A 17,500-nucleotide genomic window follows, 5' to 3' on the forward strand; every position below is an offset into this window, starting at 1 on the left:
CGGCGAATCACGCCGCCTCACTCCGCAGTGACCGGACGATGACCGTTCCGTGATCCGCGGGCTGCACGCGGCGGAGAGGGAGAGGATGGGATGGCGACGACGATCCGCCTGGAACGCCCGGGCGACGCCCCTGCGATCGCCGCGGTCGTGCGCACCGCCTTTGCCGGCGCTCGCCATCGCTCCGGGACCGAGGCGGCGATCGTCGCGGCGCTGCGGGCGGCCGGCGCGCTCACCCTGTCGCTGGTCGCCTCGGAGGACGGCGACCTCGTCGGCCATGTGGCGTTCTCGCCGGTGACGGTCGACGGCCGGGCCGTCGGCTGGTTCGGGCTCGGTCCGGTCGCCGTCCGACCCGATCGCCAGGGGGGCGGCATCGGCCAGGCGCTGATCCGCGAGGGGCTGGACCGGCTCCGGCGGCTGGGAGCGGCCGGCTGCGTCGTCCTCGGCGCACCCGGCTTCTACGCGCGCTTCGGGTTCGTCACCGATGCCGGCCTCCGGTACGGCGGCGCGCCGCCCGAGTATTTCCAGCGGCTGGCGTTCACTGGCGGCCCGCCGCCGGCGGGCGAGGTCGCCTATCATCCGGGCTTCGCCGCGGAATAGGCGCCCGCCGCGGCCCGGCTATGGCTCGCCGCGTCGCCGCGCGGTTTCGCGATACCAGCGCCAAGTCGCCTCCAGCCCCTCCCGCAGGCCGATCCGCGGGCGCCAGCCGAGACTCTCGATCAGGCCGCAGTCGAGCCGCCGGTGCGGCGCCCCGTCGGGCCGGGTCGGATCGAAGCGCAGGGGGCCGCGATAGCCCACGACCTCGGCGATCAGCCGCGCGAGTTCGGCGATCGAGATGTCGGCGCCGGCGCCGACGTTGACGTGCGATTCGCCCGAATAGTGGCCGAGCAGGTGGATGCAGGCGTCTGCGCAGTCGTCGACATGCAGGAACTCCCGCCGCGGCCGGCCGGTGCCCCAGATCTCGACCGGCCCGCCCTCGACCGCGGCGCGCGCGAACTTGGCGAGGAGGGCGGGCACGACATGGCTGCCGACGGGGTCGAAATTGTCGCCGGGGCCGTAGAGGTTGGTCGGCATCGCCGAGACGAAGTCGCAGCCGTGCTGCCGGCGATAGGCCTGGCAGAGCTTGATGCCGGCGATCTTGGCGATCGCGTACCACTCGTTGGTGGGCTCGAGCGGCCCGGTCAGCAGCGCCGATTCCGGCGTCGGCACCGGCGCCGCGCGCGGGTAGATGCAGGTCGAGCCGAGGAAGAGCAGCCGCGGGACGCCGGCGCGGCGGGCGCCCTCGATCACCGTCTGGGCGATCGCGAGGTTGTCGGCGAGGAAGTCCGCCGGCCGCGTGTCGTTGGCGAGGATGCCGCCGACCGTCGCCGCCGCGAGCACGATGGCGTCGGGCCGCTGCGCGGCGAGCCAGCGCTCGACCGGCTCCTGCCGCCGGAGGTCGACCGTCTCGCGCCCGACGGTCAGGACCTCGCAGCCGGTGCCGGCGAGCCGGCGCACGATCGCGCTGCCGACCATGCCGCGATGGCCGGCGACCCAGACGCGCCGCCCGGCGAGCGGGAAGATCGCCTCAGGCATCCTCGTCCTCGCCCGGCGCGGTGCCGGCGAGATCGGCGCGGACCATCTCGCGCACGAGTTCGGCAAAGCCGCAGCTGGGTGCCCAGCCGAGTTCCCGCCGCGCCTTGGCGGCGTCGCCGATCAGCCGGTCGAGCTCGGCCGGCCGGAAGTAGCGCGGATCGACGCTGACGCGGACCCGGCCGGTCGCGGCATCGATGCCGACCTCGTCGACGCCCCGGCCGCGCCACTCGATCCGGCTGCCGATCTCGGCGAAGGCCATCTCGACGAACTCGCGGACCGTGTGGCCCTCGCCGGTCGCCAGGACGTAGTCGCCCGGCTCCGGCTGCTGGAGCATCCGCCACATGCCCTCGACATAGTCGCGGGCATGGCCCCAGTCGCGCACCGCGTCGAGGTTGCCGAGATAGATCCGTTCCGCCCGCCCGGCCGCGATCGCGGCCACGCCGCGGGTGATCTTGCGGGTGACGAAGGTCTCGCCCCGGCGCGGGCTCTCGTGGTTGAAGAGGATGCCGTTGGAGGCGTGCAGCCCCCACGCCTCGCGGTAGTTGACGGTGATCCAATAGGCATAGAGCTTGGCGACGCCGTAGGGGCTGCGCGGACGGAACGGCGTCGCCTCGTCCTGCGGCCAGGTGGCGGAGTTGCCGTAGAGTTCCGAGGTCGAGGCCTGATAGAAGCGGCAGTCGCCGACCCGGCCGAGGATGCGGATCGCCTCGACCATCCGGAGGGTGCCCAAGCCCACCGAGTCTGCGGTATATTCCGGCTCCTCGAAGCTCACCTGGACATGGCTCTGCGCGGCGAGGTTGTAGATCTCGTCGGGCCGGGTTTCCTGCACCAGGCGGATGACGTTGGTGGCGTCGGTCAGGTCCCCGAAATGCAGGAAGAAGCGCACGCCGGGCTCGTGGGGGTCGCGGTAGAGATGGTCGACGCGCCCGGTATTGAAGGATGAGGAGCGGCGCTTGACGCCGTGAACGACATACCCCTTGGCGAGCAGCAGCTCGGCCAGATACGCACCGTCCTGGCCGGTGACGCCGGTAATCAACGCAACCTTGTCGCCCATGGATTTCCCGATGCCCCTCGCACCCTTCCGACGCCGGCTCCCGCAGCATGTAGCACGAGTCGATGCCGCCGGGGCCTGCGGCGGCGGGGCCCGCGACGCCGGCGGCGGCCGATGACGGTCGGCGGCGAGACGGCGTCGGGGGCAGCCGCCGGGCTGCTGCAGCGCCTCGATCCCGCGACCCGCGCACTCGTCGAGGCGGCGGCCGGCACCATGCGGCTGACGCCGGCCGACTGGATCGACCTGCGCGTCATCCAGGGCTCGCCGCGGCCCCTGCCGATTGCGGCCGAAGCGCCGCCGGCGGTGCCGTCGCGCCCGACGGCGCCCGCCCAGCCCGAGACGGCGCCGGTCCGCGCCGAGCGCCTGCCGCTGCGCCCGGCCCGCCGCGGCTCGGTCCTGGACCGGATGCGGCGCGGCTCGGGCGCCGCGGCGGTGCAGGTCCGTGCGGTCGCCGACCGCTTCGCGCCGCGGCTCGCCGGGGTCGGCCGCCGGATCGCCGGCCACCCGCTGGTCCATCACCGGCGCCTCTCCCGGCGCGCGCTCCTGGCCGGCGCCGCCGGCATCGCGGTCCTGCTGCTCGGGTCGGTGTGGCTGATGTCGCCGGGCGACGACGCGCCCGCCGCCAGCCCGGCCGGCAGCGCCCCACCGGCGCGCGTCGCCGGGGTCGCGGCGCCGGCCGTCGGCACCTCCGGCTCGCCCGTTCCGGGCTCGGTCCCCGATTCGGCGGCGGCGCTCGCGGCGGCGACCTTCCGGGAGAAGGCCGAGAAGGGCGACGCCGCCGCCCAGCACGATCTCGGCGTGCTCTACGCCGACGGCCGCGGCGTGCCGCGCGACTATGCCCTGGCGGCCCGCTGGTTCCGCCGCTCGGCCGACTCCGGGATGGCGAACGCGCAATTCAACCTGGCGGTGCTCACCGAACGTGGCCTCGGGGTTCCGGCTGACCCGGCGGAGGCGGCCCGGCTCTATCGCCAGGCGGCCCTCCAGGGCCATGCCGGCGCCCAGTACAATCTCGGCATCGCACTGGCCGAAGGGCGCGGCATCGCCCAGGACTATGCCGAGGCGGCCTCCTGGTTCCGCCGCGCCGCCGACCAGGGCTTCGCCAAGGCCGCCTACAACCTGGGCGTCCTGCACGAGCGCGGGCTGGCCGGCAAGGTCGACGACGTCGAGGCCTACCGCTGGTACGCGCGCGCGCTCGAGGCCGGCGACGGCGACGCCAAGGAGCGAATGGAGCAGATCGCCCGCCGCCTGCCGCCGCAGGACCTCAACTTCGCCCGCCAGCGGCCGAGCGGCAGCGCCGACCCGGCCCTCGTCTCCGACATCCAGCGCCTGCTGACCGCCCGCGGCTACAAGCCCGGCGTCGCCGACGGCAGCTTCGGCGAGCGCACCGCCGACGCCATCCGCCGCTTCCAGCGCGACATCGGCGTTCCCGAGGACGGACAGCCGACGGCCGAACTGCTGCGCCGGCTGGAAGGGGCACCCGTCAGCCAGTAGCCGCCGCCCGCTCGATGACATAAAGATATCTTTATTTCTTGTTGCGTCTCCCGGCGGCCGTTGCTATTCCGGCGCTGGACATCCACGCCCCCAGGGGAGCAACCCATGGCCGCTGCCGCTTCGCCCGACTACAAAGTCAAGGACATCTCCCTCGCCGACTGGGGCCGCAAGGAAATCGCGATCGCCGAGACCGAGATGCCGGGCCTGATGGCGCTGCGCGCGGAGTTCGGCCCGTCGCAGCCGCTGAAGGGCGCGCGCATCGCCGGCTGCCTGCACATGACGATCCAGACCGCGGTGCTGATCGAGACGCTGGTGCATCTCGGCGCCTCGGTGCGCTGGAGCTCGTGCAACATCTTCTCGACCCAGGACCAGGCGGCGGCGGCGATCGCGGCCGCCGGCATCCCGGTCTTCGCCTGGAAGGGCGAGACCGAGGAGGAGTACGAGTGGTGCATCGAGCAGACGATCAAGGGCCCGGACGTCGGCGGCAAGCCCGGCTGGCGCCCGAACATGCTGCTCGACGACGGCGGCGACCTGACGATCGTCATGCATGAGCGCTACCCCGACCTGATGAAGGACGTGCGGGGCGTTTCCGAGGAGACGACGACGGGCGTCCACCGGCTCTACGAGATGGCGCGCAAGGGCACGCTCGCGGTGCCGGCGATCAACGTCAACGACAGCGTCACCAAGTCGAAGTTCGACAACCTCTACGGCGTGCGCGAGAGCCTCGTCGACGGCATCAAGCGCGCGACCGACGTCATGCTGGCCGGCAAGATCGCCGTCGTCGCCGGCTACGGCGACGTCGGCAAGGGCTCGGCCGCCTCGCTGCGCAGCCAGGGCGCGCGGGTCATGGTGACCGAGATCGACCCGATCTGCGCCCTGCAGGCGGCGATGGAAGGCTACCAGGTGGTGACGATGGACGACGCGGCGCCGGTCGGCGACATCTTCGTCACCGCCACCGGCAACATCGACGTCATCACGATCGACCACATGCGGCAGATGAAGGACCGGGCGATCGTCTGCAACATCGGCCACTTCGACAGCGAGATCCAGATCGCCGCGCTCTCGAACTACACCTGGGACGAGGTCAAGCCGCAGGTCGACGAGGTCGTGTTCCCCGACGGCAAGCGGCTGATCGTCCTGGCCAAGGGCCGGCTGGTCAATCTCGGCTGCGCCACCGGCCACCCGAGCTTCGTGATGAGCGCCTCCTTCACCAACCAGGTGCTGGCGCAGATCGAGCTCTGGAACAATTCCGGCAAGTACGAGCGCAAGGTCTACGTCCTGCCCAAGCATCTCGACGAGAAGGTGGCGGCGCTCCATCTCGACAAGCTCGGCGCCAAGCTGACGAAGCTGTCCCAGCAGCAGGCCGACTACATCGGCGTCGCCGGCCAGGGCCCCTACAAGCCCGAGCACTACCGCTACTGACCGGCGGCCGGGCTTGGCAAGCCGCCTCGGCATCGCCATTTTGATATCGTGATATCAAAGGCGGTGCCGGGATGGCGCAACTGCTCGTCCGCAATATCGACGAGAACCTGAAGGAGCGGCTGCGCCTGCGTGCGCGCAGCCGGGGCCAGAGCCTGGAAGCGACGGTTCGCGACATCCTGCGGGATGCCGTGGCCGACGCGCCGGATGCGGATGCCGGGCTGCTGGGAACCCGGATGGCGCGAGAATTCCGAACGATCGGGCTGGCGGAGGATCTTCCCGAGTTTCGCGGGACGCCCGTCCGGGCGATGGATCTGGACGAGTGATCGTCCTGGATACCAACGTGCTGTCCGGCATCATGCGGGTCGAGCCGGACGTTGCGGTCACAGCTTGGCTGGATCGGCAACTGCCGCATCGCCTCTGCGTCACGGCGATCACGGTGTTCGAGGCTCGGACCGGCATCGCGCGCATGGCCGAAGGGCGCCGCCGCGTCGAACTGGACGCCGCCTTCGCCCGCGTCATCTATCGGTATCTCGGCGGCCGCGTGCTGGACTTCGATACGGCCGCGGCCGAGGTCGCGGCCGATCTCGCTGCCCGGCGTCATCGTCAGGGCGTCAACATTGACTTCCGCGACACCGCGATCGCGGCCATCGCCATCGCCCGTGGCGCTTCGCTCGCCACCCGCAACCGCCGGCATTTCGCCGACCTCGATCTGCCGCTTCTCGATCCCTGGAACGATTGACCCGCCTGCGCTTGCCTTGATCGGGCCATCCGGCTAGCTCTATCGGCTGCGGAACGGGGCCGTCGATTCGACCAACGAGAGCACCGGCCGCGGGGGAGGCGCCAGTTGGGCGAACGGACCGCTACGCCGCAGGAACCGCTGCTCACGGTCGAGGACGTCAGCCTCGCCTTCGGCGGGGTGCGTGCGCTGACCGACGTCGGGTTCGAGGTCGGGCGCGGCGAGCTCTTCGCCATCATCGGCCCGAACGGCGCCGGCAAGACCTCGATGCTGAACTGCATCTCCGGCCGCTACCGCCCGCAGAAGGGCCGCATCCGGTTCCAGGGCCGCGACGTCACCCAGCTCTCCCCCAACGACCGCGCCAACATCGGCATCGGCCGGACCTTCCAGAACCTGGCGCTGTTCGGGCACATGAGCGTGCTCGACAACATCATGGTCGGCCGCCACCACCTCCTGCGCACCAACGTGCTGACGGGTGCCCTCTACTGGCTGGGCGGCGCCCAGCGCGAGGAACTGGCGCACCGGCGGGAGGTCGAGGAGATCATCGACTTCCTCGAGATCCAGCACGTCCGCAAGGCGACGGCGGGGACGCTGTCCTATGGCCTGCGCAAGCGCGTCGAACTCGCCCGCGCGATCGCGCTGAAGCCCGACCTCATCCTCCTCGACGAGCCGATGGCCGGCATGAACCTCGAGGAGAAGGAGGACATGGCCCGCTTCATCGTCGACCTCAACGAGGAGTGGGGGATGACGGTGGTGATGATCGAGCACGACATGGGCGTCGTCATGGACATCTCGCACCGCGTCATGGTCCTGGATTTCGGCCGCCGCATCGCCCTCGGCCTGCCGGCGGAGGTGATGGCCCACCCGCAGGTGCGGCGCGCCTATCTCGGCGTCGCCGACGACGAGGCCGCCGAGGCGGAGGTCGCCCGGTGACCTGGACGCCGGCCGACCTCGCGCGCTGCGACACGCTGCCCCGGCTCCTGCGCCACAACGGCACCGCCAATGCCGGCGCCGTCGCCATGCGCGAGAAGGAGTTCGGCATCTGGCGCACGCTCACCTGGGGCGAGGTGCTGGCGCGCACCCGGGCGCTGGCGCTGGGGCTGGAGGGGCTCGGCGTGGCGGCGGGGCAGGTCGTCGGCATCATCGGCGACAACCGGCCGGACTGGGTGATGGGCGAGGTCGCGACCCATGCGCTGGGCGCCATGAGCCTCGGCCTCTACCGCGACGCGCTCGAGGACGAGGTCGCCTACCTCGTCTCCTATGCCGACATCGCGGTGATCCTGGCCGAGGACGAGGAACAGGTCGACAAGCTCCTCGGCCTCGAGGACCGCATCCCCAGCGTCCGCCACATCGTCTATTGCGACCCGCGCGGCATGCGGAAATATGCCGACCCCCGGCTGCTGCCCCTGTCGGACCTGCTGGCCGAGGGGGAGCGGCGGGCCACGGCCGAGCCCGGCCGCTTCGACGCGCTGGTCGATGCCGGCCGCGGCGAGGACGTCGCCATCCTCTGCACGACCTCGGGCACGACCAGCCATCCCAAGCTGGCGATGCTCTCGTCGGCGGCCCTCGTCCGGCACTGCCGGTCCTATCTCGGCGCCGACCCCAAGGGGCCGGAGGACGAGTATGTCTCGGTGCTGCCGCTGCCCTGGATCATGGAGCAGATCTACGCGGTCGGAAAATGGCTGGTCGCCGGGATGCGGGTCAATTTCGTCGAAGAGCCCGAGACGACGATGGCCGACTTCCGCGAGATCGGCGCCACCTTCGTCCTCTTCGCGCCGCGCGTCTGGGAGGCGATGGCGGCCGACGTCCGCGCCCGGATGATGGACGCCTCGCCGCTGAAGCAGCGGCTCTTCGATCTCGGCATGCGGCTCGGCAACCGGGCGCTCGACGGCGGCGGACGATCCTGGCTCGCCGACCAGATCCTGTTCCGGGCGCTGCGCGACCGGCTCGGCTTCTCCCGCCTGCGCTCGGCGGCGACGGGCGGGGCGGCGCTGGGGCCGGAGACGTTCCGCTTCTTCCAGGCCTTGGGCGTGCCGCTGCGCCAGCTCTACGGCCAGACCGAGCTGCTCGGCGCCTACACCATCCACCGGCCGGATTCGGTCGATTTCGACACGGTCGGGGTCGCCTTCGACAAGGACGTCGAAATCCGCATCGACGAGCCGGACGCCCAGGGTGTCGGCGAGATCGTGACGCGCCATCCCAACATCTTCGCCGGCTACTACCGCAACGAGGCGGCGACGGTCGCCGACCTGCGCGACGGCTGGATGCACACGGGCGACGCCGGCTATTTCGACGCCAAGGGCCACCTCGTCGTCATCGACCGCATCCGCGACATGGCGACGACCGCCCGCGGCGACCGCTTCTCGCCGCAATACATCGAGAACAAGCTGAAATTCTCGCCCTACGTCGCCGAGGCGGTGATCCTCGGCGACGGGCGCGAGCATCTGGCGGCGATCGTCTGCATCCGCTTCCCGACGGTCTCGAAATGGGCCGAGAAGCGGCGCATCGCCTTCACCACCTACAGCGACCTCGCCGCCAAGGAGGAGGTCTACGCGCTCCTCGAGGCCGAGGTCGCGGCGGTCAACGCCCGCCTGCCCGAGGCGCAGCGGATCGCCCGCTTCCTCCTGCTCTACAAGGAGCTCGATGCCGACGACGGCGAGCTGACCCGCACCCGCAAGGTGCGGCGCGGCGTCATCAACGAGAAGTACGGCGACATCATCGAGGCGATGTACGGCGGCGCCCGCGAGGTGCCGGTGGACACCACGATCACCTTCCAGGACGGAACCAAGCAGCGCATCCGCACGACCCTGCGGGTGATCGATCTCGACCGCGGCGCGCCCGTCGGCGCCCGCCGGGCGGCCTGACGGGGAAGGGAGAGGGCAGCGGGATGGACTGGGGCCTCTTCGTCCAGCTCATGGTCAACGGGCTCATCGTCGGCGCGCTCTACGGCGTCGTCGCGATGTGCTTCGTGCTGATCTACAAGGCGAGCCAGGTGGTGAACTTCGCCCAGGGCGAGTTCGTGCTGATCGGCGCCTGGGTCTGCTGGTTCTTCCTGACCAAGTACCAGATCCCGTTCTTCCTCGGCTTCCTGATGACCCTGGCCTTCATGGTCGCCTTCGGAATCCTGATCCAGGTCGTCGTCCTGCGGCCGATGATCGGCGAGCCGGTGATCTCGGTCATCATGGTGACGATCGGCCTCTCGATCGTCTTCCAGGCGCTGATGAAATGGGCCTTCGGCGTCTTCGCCCAGCCGTTCCCGCCGATCTTCGCACGGGAATCGGTCGCCGTGCTCGGGCTCGAGGTCCGCACGGTCTATCTCGTCAGCCTCGTCGCCTCGCTCGGGATCATGGGCGGCTTCGCCTACTTCTTCAAGGCGACCCGGATGGGCCTCGCGATGCGCGCGACCGCCTTCGACCAGCAGGTGGCGCAGTCGCTCGGCATCTCGATCCGCAGCGTCTTCGCCATGGCCTGGGCGATCTCGGCCGCCGTGTCGGCGGTGGCGGGGGTCGTGGTCGGGGTCGTCAACGGCGTCTCCTCGGCCCTCTCCTTCATCGGCATCAAGGTCTTTCCGGCGGTCATCCTGGGCGGGCTCGATTCGATCGTCGGCGGGGTGCTGGGCGGCATCATCATCGGGCTGCTCGAGAACCTCGCCCACTTCGTCGACAGCCAGTGGCTGCACTGGGGCAACCTGATCGAGGTGGTGCCGTTCTGGGTGCTGATCGTCATCCTGATGATCAAGCCCTACGGCCTCTTCGGCACCCGCGACATCGAGCGGGTATAGGACGATGGCCGGCGCCGGTTTCCGTCCCTGCGGCGACTTCAAGCAGGACTACGCCTCCGACACCCGCATCTTCGACACCGCGGCCAGCCGCTGGTGGTGCGCGGCCGGCGTCGCCCTGCTCTGCCTGCTGCCGGTCGTGTCGGAATATGGCGGGCTCGACCTCAAGTACGAGCTCTCGCTGCTGATCCAGGTGGGCTATCTCGGCATCGCCGCGCTCGGGCTCAACATCCTGGTCGGGTTCACCGGCCAGATCTCGATCGGGCACGCCGCCTTCTTCGGCTTCGGCGCCTTCGCCTCGCCCTTCCTCAACAACAATTTCGGCGTGCCGGTCTTCTTCGCCATTCCGCTGGCCGGGCTCATGGCGACGGCGGCGGGCATGCTGTTCGGCATCCCGGCCGCCCGCCTCAAGGGCCTCTATCTCGCGATCGCGACGCTCGCCGCCCAGTTCATCCTGCAGGACTTCTTCGCCCGCGCCGACTGGTTCTCGGGCGGCACGCACGGGGCGCCGGCCAGCCCCTTCACCATCTTCGGCCTCGCCTTCGACAGCGACGCGACGTTCTTCTACGTCGTCCTCGCCTATGTCGTGATCCTCTACCTCGCCGCCGCCAACCTGATGCGCACCCGCGACGGCCGGGCCTTGGTCGCCGTCCGCGACCATTATCTCTCGGCCGAGATGATGGGCATCAACCTGACGAAGTACCGGACGATGTCGTTCGGCATCTCGTCGTTCTACGCCGGGATCGGCGGCGCGCTCTATGCCCACTATCTCGGCTTCGTCTCGGTCGAGGGCTTCACCATCCTGTTCTCGATCCAGTTCCTCGGCATGATCATCATCGGCGGTCTCGGCTCGATCATGGGCTCGCTGATGGGCACCGCCTTCATGGTGCTGCTGCCGGAGGTGATGGACGGGCTGACGGGTGCGCTCGCGGGGACGGCCGTCGACCTCGCGCTCGGCCTCAAGGACAATCTCGCCTACCTGCGCGAGATCGCGATCGGCGTCACCATCATCCTCTTCCTGGTGTTCGAGCCGGACGGGCTCGCCCACCGCTGGCGCCAGATCAAGGCCTACTGGAAGCTCTATCCGTTTTCATACTAGGCTCGCCGGAAACGACAAATTCTCGGGAGGAAATACCGATGCGCATGAAGCCCATGGTGCTGACCGCCGCGGCGGCGGCCCTGATCGCGGCCCCGGCCGCGGCCCAGCAGAAGATCAACGTCGGCCATCTCGCCGACTACAGCGGGCCGACCTCCGACGTCGGCAAGCCGTTCGGCGAAGGCGTCGCCGACGCCATGGCCTGGATCAACAAGCATGGCGGCGTCGCCAAGCGCCAGGTCAACCTCGACACCGTCGACTACGGCTACCAGGTGCCGCGCTCGATCGCGACCTACAAGAAGTGGACCGGCCGCGACAAGGTCGTCGCCATCTTCGGCTGGGGCACCGCCGACACCGAGGCGCTCATCACCTTCGTCTCGAAGGACCAGATCCCCTACGTCTCCGCTTCGTACGCCGGCTCGCTGACCGACCCGACGGGCCAGGCCGAGAAGTCGACCGCGGCCGCTCCCTTCAACTTCTTCTACGGCCCCTCCTATTCGGATGCGGCGCGGGCGCTCGTGACCTGGGCGGCCGAGGACTGGAAGAAGAAGGGCGGCCAGGGCGCGCCCAAGTACGTCCACATGGGCGCCAACCACCCCTATCCGAACGCGCCCAAGGCCGCGGCCGAGGCGCTGGCGAAGGAGCTGGGCTTCGAGGTGCTGCCGGCGATCCAGTTCGCCCTGACGCCCGGCGACTACACCGCCCAGTGCCTGACGCTGAAGCAGTCCGGCGCCAACTACGCCTATCTCGGCAACACCGCCGGCTCCAACGTCTCGGTCCTGAAGGCGTGCAAGAACGCCGGCGTCCAGGTGCAGTTCCTCGGCAACGTCTGGGGCATGGACGAGAACGCGGCCAAGGCGGCGGGCGACGCCGCCGACGGGGTGGTGATCCCGGTGCGCACCCGCGCGCTCTGGACCGACGAGGCGCCCGGCATGAAGACCGTGCGCGAGATCGGCGGCGCCGGCAGCTACCGGCCGTCGCACTACATCGCCGGCATCTGCACCGCCTTCTACATCAAGGAGTCGATGGAGTGGGCGGCGGCCAACGGCGGCATCACGGCGATCAAGATCCGCGACGGCATGTACGCCCGGAAGGACTGGGTGCCGAAGGGCATGGAGGGGGTCTGCGTGCCCTCGACCTGGACCAAGACCGACCACCGCCCGACGACCGAGGTGCTGCTCTATCGTGCCCGGGTCTCGGGCGCGACGGAGGCGCCGCTCAACGACCTCATCAAGTCGGGCGCGGTCAAGATGGAGAAGGTCACGACGGTGAACCTGCCGCGCAAGCCGGAATGGCTCGGCTGGTAGGACCGGGAACGGGGAGACGGGCATGAGCCTCGCGGCCGAGCCCGGCTCCCGGCCGGCAGCGGCGGCGCCCTCCGCGGCGCCGCTGCTCGCCGTCAACAACATCGAGGTCGTCTATTCCGACGTCATCCTGGTGCTGCGCGGCCTGTCGCTGGCGGTGCCGCCCGGGCAGATCGTGGCGCTGCTCGGCGCCAACGGCGCCGGCAAGTCGACGACCCTGAAGGCGATCTCGGGCCTGCTGAAGTCCGAGGACGGGGCGATCACCCGCGGCGAGGTCCTGTTCGACGGCCAGCCGATCCACGCCCTCGACCCCGAGGCGATCGTGCGCCGCGGCGTCTTCCAGGTGATGGAGGGGCGGCGCATCGTCTCCGACATGACCTGCCTGGAGAATCTCCGGCTCGGCGCCTTCACCCGGCCCGACCGCGGCCAGGTCGCGGCCGACATCGACATGGTCTACCAGTATTTCCCGCGCCTCAAGGAGCGGACGGGCCTCGCCGGCTATCTCTCGGGCGGCGAGCAGCAGATGCTGGCGATCGGGCGGGCGCTGATGGCGCGGCCGAAGCTGATCCTGATGGACGAGCCGTCGATGGGCCTCTCGCCCTTCCTGGTGCAGGAGGTCTTCCAGATCGTCCGGCGGCTCGTCGCCGAACTCGGCGTCACCATCCTGCTGGTCGAGCAGAACGCCCGCATGGCCCTCCAGGTCGCGAGCTACGGCTACATCATGGAGCGCGGCAAGGTGGTGCTCGACGGCACCGCCGCGGCGCTGGCCGAGAACGAGGACGTCAAGGAGTTCTATCTCGGCGGTGGCGGCGGCGAGGATCGCAAGTCCTTCAAGAACCTGAAATCCTACAAGCGGCGGAAGCGCTGGCTGTGACCGGACCCTTCTTCGACGAACTCGAAACGCGCGACCCCGAGGCCCGCGAGCGGGCGCTGATGGCGGCCCTGCCGGGCCAGATCGCCCACGCCCGGGCGCACGCCGCTTACTATGCCGATGCGCTGGCCGGGATCGACCCGGCGGCGGTTTCCAGCCGGGCCGCGCTCGCCCTCCTGCCGGTCACCCGCAAGAGCGACCTCATCCGGCAGCAGCGCCGGGTGCCGCCCTTCGGCGGCCTCAACGCGACGGCGCCGGCCGGGCTCGCGCGCCTCTTCGCCTCGCCCGGGCCGATCTACGATCCCGAGGGGCATGGGCGCGACTGGTGGCGCTTCGCCCGCGCGCTCTTCGCCGCCGGCTTCCGGACGGGCGAGATCCTGCACAATTCCTTCAGCTACCACCTGACGCCGGCCGGCGCGATGCTGGAATCGGCCGCGCACGCGCTCGGCTGCGCTGTCATTCCGGGCGGCGTCGGCCAGACCGAGCAGCAGGTGCGGGCGATCGCCGACCTGCGGCCGGACGGCTATGCCGGCACGCCCTCCTTCCTGAAGATCCTCCTGGAGAAGGCGGCCGAACTCGGCGCCGACGTCTCGTCCCTGACCAAGGCGCTGGTCTCGGGCGAGGCCCTGCCGCCGCCGCTCCGCCAGGACCTGGCCGACCGCGGCGTCGCCGTGCTGCAATGCTACGGCACCGCCGACCTCGGCCTCGTCGCCTACGAGAGCCCGGCGCGCCAGGGCATGATCGTCGACGAGGGTGTGATCGTCGAGATCGTCCGCCCCGGCACCGGCGAGCCGGTGCCGGACGGCGAGCCGGGCGAGGTCGTCGTCACCACCTTCAACCGCGACTATCCGCTGGTCCGCTTCGCCACCGGCGACGTCTCGGCGATCCTCGCCGGCGCCAGCCCGTGCGGTCGCACCAACGCCCGCATCAAGGGCTGGATGGGCCGCGCCGACCAGACGACCAAGGTCCGCGGCATGTTCGTCCACCCGGCCCAGATCGCCGAGGTGGTGCGCCGGCACCCGGAGATCGAGCGGGCGCGGCTGGTGGTTTCGGGCGAAGCCGGGCGCGACCGGATGGTGCTGGAATGCGTTTCGGCGATGCCCGGGAGCGCCCTGGCCGAACAGGTCGCCGCGACGCTGCAGTCGGTCACCAAGCTCCGCGGCGCGGTCACCTTCGCGACCGCCGCGGAGGCGGAGGGCTGGAGCGCGACCATCGTCGACCGCCGGTAGCGCGGCACGGCCGGGCGCCGTGCCGCCAACGGGTCAGGAGCCGATGCAGTTCTGGATTCCGACCTGCAGTGCCGCAGGGTCGGCGGGCATGTCGTAGACGGGAAGATAGGGCGGCATCGCGGCGGTCAGGTCGGCGGTCTGCGCGAACGTGTACCCGACCGAGCGACCCTTCTGGAGATAGTGGTCGAGAAGCGGGTTCATGGCGATCCATGGCGCCTCGACCTTGCCGACCGTGATCTTCACGGACAGCGCGCCGTCATACAGGTTGAAGATGCGGAACGAGAGATAGCGCGGGCTGGTGCCCACGGTCGTGATCTCCAGGCGGGCCGCGGTCTGGCACGACAGCGTTTGGGCCTGCGCCGGGGCAGCCGTCGCAGCGGCCGCGATCGCGATCAGAGGTAGCGCGGCGCGACGGCCCGCGCGACGGAGGAAGCCCAGCGAAACCGTCTTCATCGTCACTCACCTGCGGTCGGTGTTTGCAACCCAGCGCAAACCTACTCGACGAACGGGCGATTGCGATAGGGCGCTATGCGCGCAAGGCGCGCCGACGATAGCAATGCTTCGTCGGCGCGGCCGCAGGTCTCAGCAGACCGTGTGGACCCAGCCGTAGGGATCGGCGGCCTTGCCGGTCTGGATGTCGACGAGCTGCTTGCGCAGCCGCTGGGTGACCGGGCCGCCCGCGGGGCCGGCCGCCCCGGCGACGAACTCGCCCTCGGGGCTGCGGATGCGGCCGATCGGCGTGACGACGGCGGCGGTGCCGCAGGCGAACACCTCCTGCAGGCGGCCCGAGGCGGCGTCGGCCTTCCACTGGTCGATCGTGTAGGCCTCCTCGCGCACCGTCATGCCGGCGTCGCGGGCGAGCCGCAGGATCGAATCGCGGGTGATGCCGGGCAGGATGGTGCCGTCGAGCGGCGGCGTCTGCAGCGCGCCGTCCTGGAAGACGAAGCAGACGTTCATGCCGCCCAGCTCCTCGATCTTCCGGCGCTCGAGCGCGTCGAGGAAGACCACCTGGTCGCAGCCGTTGCGGATCGCCTCGGCCTGGGCACGCAGGCTGGCGGCGTAGTTGCCGCCGCACTTGGCGGCGCCGGTGCCGCCGCGCGCCGCGCGGGTGTCGTCCTGCGACACCCAGACGGTGACGCCGTCGGCGCCCGTCTTGAAGTAGGCGCCGACCGGCGAGGCGATGACCATGTAGAGGTAGGTCGCCGACGGCTTGACGCCGAGGAACACGTCGTCGGCGATCATGAACGGCCGGAGATAGAGCGTGCCGACGTCGGCGGCCGGAATCCAGTCGCGGTCGGCGGCGACGAGGCGGCGCAGCGATTCGACGAACAGGCCCTCGGGCAGGGGCGCCATCGCCAGGCGCTCGGCCGACTGGCGGAAGCGGCGGGCATTGGCGTCCGGCCGGAACATGGCCGCCCCGCCCGAAGGCGTGCGGTAGGCCTTGAGGCCCTCGAAGATCTCCTGCGCGTAGTGCAGCACCGCCGTCGCCGGGTCGAGCGTCAGCGGCCGGCGTGCCTCGACGCGGGCGTCGTGCCAGCCCTTCCCCTCGGTGTAGCGGATGGTGACCATGTGGTCGGTGAAGACGCGGCCGAAGCCGGGTGCCGCCACCAGCTTGTCGCGCTCGGCCGCCGGGGTCGGCGCGGCATGCGGGACGAGGTCGAACGGGATGCGGTCGAGGCCATCCATGGGGCGCTTCCTCTTGTGAACGGGCCGTCCCTGGTCCCGGAGGCGACGCCTGCGGGGCCGGCGGCGGAATTCGGCTGCGCCGGATCATCGCCGACGGGCGCGGGCGATTCCAGCGGCAACTATCCGGTTCGTCGCAATCCAGCAGCGAGTTCTTGATTTGTTCTCACGGCCGCGCCACCATCCGGGCATGGACGCCATCGCCGACCGGGCCAGGAAGGGGCGGGGTGCGGTCTCCAACGCGACCGGCCGCTACGAGCCGACGCAGCGCGTCGCCGTCGACGACGGCTGGGGGGCGGCCGATGCCGAGCCGCCACCCCTGCGCACGACGGTCGGCATCGACCGGGCGCGGCGGGTCATCACCACCAACGATTCCCCGGACGTTCCCTTCGACCGCTCGATCAACCCCTATCGCGGTTGCGAGCATGGCTGCGTCTACTGCTTCGCGCGGCCGACCCACGCCTGGCTCGGCCTGTCGCCCGGCCTCGATTTCGAGAGCCGGCTCTTCGCCAAGCCGGACGCGCCGGCGCTGCTGGCGGCGGAGCTGCGCCATCCGCGCTACCGCTGCCAGCCGATCGCCATGGGCACCAACACCGATCCCTACCAGCCGGTCGAGCGGACGATGGGGATCACCCGCGGCATCCTGGAGGTGCTGGCGGCCTGCGATCATCCCGTCACCATCGTCACCAAGTCGGCGCTGGTGCTGCGCGACCTCGACCTCCTGGCGCCGATGGCGGCCAAGGGGCTGGCCCAGGTCGCGCTCAGCGTCACGACGCTGGATCGCGACCTCGCGCGCCGGATGGAGCCGCGGGCGGCAACGCCCGAGCGGCGGCTCGACGCGATCCGCGAATTGGCCCGCGCCGGTGTCCCGGTCGGGGTGCTGACGGCGCCGATGATCCCGGCCCTCAACGACTGGGAGCTGGAGCGGATCCTGGCGGCGGCGGCCGCCGCCGGCGCCACGACGGCGGCCTATGTGCTGCTGCGCCTGCCGCTCGAGATCGAACAGCTCTTCGCGGAATGGCTGGCCGAACACGCGCCCGGCCGTGCGGCGCACGTCATGGCGATCGTGCGCGAGATGCGCGGTGGCAAGGCCTATGACAGCCGCTGGGGCAAGCGGATGCGCGGCACCGGCGTCCATGCCGAGCTGCTCGCCCAGCGTTTCCGGCTCGCCGTCCGCCGGCTCGGGCTCGGGCGGCGCGACTGGCGGCTCGACACCAGCCGCTTCCGCCCGCCCGAGCGGGCGGGCGACCAGCTGTCTCTGCTATAG

17 protein-coding genes are annotated in these 17,500 nt (G+C 70.8%); 13 read left to right on the top strand and 4 right to left on the bottom strand.

The window, feature by feature from the left end; genetic code table 11:
• Window positions 1-90: 90 nt before the first annotated feature.
• Window positions 91-597, top strand: a complete 507-nt coding sequence (locus ACE3Q3_RS04920; protein ID WP_374442753.1) for a GNAT family N-acetyltransferase — start codon at window positions 91-93, stop codon at window positions 595-597.
• An 18-nt stretch (window positions 598-615) separates the two neighbouring features.
• Here the strand turns inward: ACE3Q3_RS04920 and ACE3Q3_RS04925 are convergent, their stop codons facing one another.
• Window positions 616-1,572, bottom strand: a complete 957-nt coding sequence (locus ACE3Q3_RS04925) for a GDP-L-fucose synthase family protein (RefSeq protein WP_374442756.1) — start codon at window positions 1,570-1,572, stop codon at window positions 616-618.
• Window positions 1,565-2,626 (bottom strand): GDP-mannose 4,6-dehydratase, encoded by a 1,062-nt coding sequence (gmd, locus tag ACE3Q3_RS04930; RefSeq protein ID WP_374442759.1) that lies wholly within the window; start codon window positions 2,624-2,626, stop codon window positions 1,565-1,567. The genes ACE3Q3_RS04925 and gmd overlap by 8 nt, the downstream gene beginning before the upstream one ends.
• 111 nt (window positions 2,627-2,737) lie before the next feature.
• On the opposite strand from gmd, the gene ACE3Q3_RS04935 reads away from it, so the two are divergent.
• The 11 genes from ACE3Q3_RS04935 to ACE3Q3_RS04985 all read left to right on the top strand — a co-directional run bounded on the left by ACE3Q3_RS04935 (window position 2,738) and on the right by ACE3Q3_RS04985 (window position 14,550).
• Complete coding sequence (locus ACE3Q3_RS04935) at window positions 2,738-4,114, top strand: peptidoglycan-binding protein (protein ID WP_374442761.1); 1,377 nt, start codon at window positions 2,738-2,740, stop codon at window positions 4,112-4,114.
• 105 nt (window positions 4,115-4,219) lie between these two features.
• Entirely contained in the window at window positions 4,220-5,536 is a 1,317-nt protein-coding gene (gene ahcY, locus ACE3Q3_RS04940; protein ID WP_374442764.1) for an adenosylhomocysteinase, read from the top strand.
• Between the two features lie 71 nt (window positions 5,537-5,607).
• Window positions 5,608-5,859, top strand: coding sequence for a plasmid stabilization protein (locus ACE3Q3_RS04945; protein ID WP_374442766.1), 252 nt, complete (start codon window positions 5,608-5,610; stop codon window positions 5,857-5,859).
• A complete protein-coding gene (locus ACE3Q3_RS04950; RefSeq protein WP_374442768.1) occupies window positions 5,856-6,275 on the top strand; it encodes a PIN domain-containing protein in 420 nt (139 codons plus the stop codon). The genes ACE3Q3_RS04945 and ACE3Q3_RS04950 overlap by 4 nt, the downstream gene beginning before the upstream one ends.
• A gap of 105 nt (window positions 6,276-6,380) precedes the next feature.
• Entirely contained in the window at window positions 6,381-7,205 is an 825-nt protein-coding gene (locus ACE3Q3_RS04955) for an ABC transporter ATP-binding protein (protein ID WP_374442772.1), read from the top strand.
• On the top strand, window positions 7,202-9,136 hold the full coding sequence (locus tag ACE3Q3_RS04960) for a long-chain fatty acid--CoA ligase (RefSeq protein WP_374442775.1): 1,935 nt from the start codon (window positions 7,202-7,204) through the stop codon (window positions 9,134-9,136). The genes ACE3Q3_RS04955 and ACE3Q3_RS04960 overlap by 4 nt, the downstream gene beginning before the upstream one ends.
• A 23-nt stretch (window positions 9,137-9,159) precedes the next feature.
• Window positions 9,160-10,053: a branched-chain amino acid ABC transporter permease gene (locus tag ACE3Q3_RS04965; protein ID WP_374442778.1), complete on the top strand. Its 894-nt coding sequence runs from the start codon at window positions 9,160-9,162 to the stop codon at window positions 10,051-10,053.
• A gap of 4 nt (window positions 10,054-10,057) precedes the next feature.
• The gene (locus ACE3Q3_RS04970) at window positions 10,058-11,149 is read left to right on the top strand and encodes a branched-chain amino acid ABC transporter permease (protein WP_374442780.1); all 1,092 of its coding nucleotides are present in this window, start codon (window positions 10,058-10,060) and stop codon (window positions 11,147-11,149) included.
• A gap of 38 nt (window positions 11,150-11,187) precedes the next feature.
• A complete protein-coding gene (locus ACE3Q3_RS04975) occupies window positions 11,188-12,453 on the top strand; it encodes an ABC transporter substrate-binding protein (protein WP_374442783.1) in 1,266 nt (421 codons plus the stop codon).
• Between the two features lie 22 nt (window positions 12,454-12,475).
• The gene (locus ACE3Q3_RS04980; RefSeq protein WP_374442786.1) at window positions 12,476-13,324 is read left to right on the top strand and encodes an ABC transporter ATP-binding protein; all 849 of its coding nucleotides are present in this window, start codon (window positions 12,476-12,478) and stop codon (window positions 13,322-13,324) included.
• A complete protein-coding gene (locus ACE3Q3_RS04985; protein WP_374442789.1) occupies window positions 13,321-14,550 on the top strand; it encodes a phenylacetate--CoA ligase family protein in 1,230 nt (409 codons plus the stop codon). Before ACE3Q3_RS04980 ends, ACE3Q3_RS04985 begins: the two co-directional genes overlap by 4 nt.
• A gap of 33 nt (window positions 14,551-14,583) precedes the next feature.
• Here ACE3Q3_RS04985 and ACE3Q3_RS04990 read toward each other — a convergent pair whose 3' ends face one another.
• Window positions 14,584-15,003, bottom strand: coding sequence for a hypothetical protein (locus tag ACE3Q3_RS04990; RefSeq protein WP_374442792.1), 420 nt, complete (start codon window positions 15,001-15,003; stop codon window positions 14,584-14,586).
• A gap of 129 nt (window positions 15,004-15,132) precedes the next feature.
• A complete protein-coding gene (locus tag ACE3Q3_RS04995; protein ID WP_374442795.1) occupies window positions 15,133-16,236 on the bottom strand; it encodes a branched-chain amino acid aminotransferase in 1,104 nt (367 codons plus the stop codon).
• A gap of 187 nt (window positions 16,237-16,423) precedes the next feature.
• Between ACE3Q3_RS04995 and ACE3Q3_RS05000 the strand changes: the two genes are divergently transcribed.
• On the top strand, window positions 16,424-17,500 hold the full coding sequence (locus tag ACE3Q3_RS05000) for a PA0069 family radical SAM protein (RefSeq protein WP_374442797.1): 1,077 nt from the start codon (window positions 16,424-16,426) through the stop codon (window positions 17,498-17,500).

Source organism: Allostella sp., from assembly GCF_041913585.1.
GTDB lineage: Bacteria > Pseudomonadota > Alphaproteobacteria > ATCC43930 > Allostellaceae > Allostella.

Coding starts and splice junctions, on each gene's coding strand:
- ACE3Q3_RS04920 (WP_374442753.1), top strand. CDS start 91: ATGGCGACGACGATCCGCCTGGAACGCCCGGGCGACGCCCCTGCGATC.
- ACE3Q3_RS04925 (WP_374442756.1), bottom strand. CDS start 1,572: ATGCCTGAGGCGATCTTCCCGCTCGCCGGGCGGCGCGTCTGGGTCGCC.
- gmd (WP_374442759.1), bottom strand. CDS start 2,626: ATGGGCGACAAGGTTGCGTTGATTACCGGCGTCACCGGCCAGGACGGT.
- ACE3Q3_RS04935 (WP_374442761.1), top strand. CDS start 2,738: ATGACGGTCGGCGGCGAGACGGCGTCGGGGGCAGCCGCCGGGCTGCTG.
- ahcY (WP_374442764.1), top strand. CDS start 4,220: ATGGCCGCTGCCGCTTCGCCCGACTACAAAGTCAAGGACATCTCCCTC.
- ACE3Q3_RS04945 (WP_374442766.1), top strand. CDS start 5,608: ATGGCGCAACTGCTCGTCCGCAATATCGACGAGAACCTGAAGGAGCGG.
- ACE3Q3_RS04965 (WP_374442778.1), top strand. CDS start 9,160: ATGGACTGGGGCCTCTTCGTCCAGCTCATGGTCAACGGGCTCATCGTC.
- ACE3Q3_RS04970 (WP_374442780.1), top strand. CDS start 10,058: ATGGCCGGCGCCGGTTTCCGTCCCTGCGGCGACTTCAAGCAGGACTAC.
- ACE3Q3_RS04975 (WP_374442783.1), top strand. CDS start 11,188: ATGCGCATGAAGCCCATGGTGCTGACCGCCGCGGCGGCGGCCCTGATC.
- ACE3Q3_RS04980 (WP_374442786.1), top strand. CDS start 12,476: ATGAGCCTCGCGGCCGAGCCCGGCTCCCGGCCGGCAGCGGCGGCGCCC.
- ACE3Q3_RS04990 (WP_374442792.1), bottom strand. CDS start 15,003: ATGAAGACGGTTTCGCTGGGCTTCCTCCGTCGCGCGGGCCGTCGCGCC.
- ACE3Q3_RS04995 (WP_374442795.1), bottom strand. CDS start 16,236: ATGGATGGCCTCGACCGCATCCCGTTCGACCTCGTCCCGCATGCCGCG.
- ACE3Q3_RS05000 (WP_374442797.1), top strand. CDS start 16,424: ATGGACGCCATCGCCGACCGGGCCAGGAAGGGGCGGGGTGCGGTCTCC.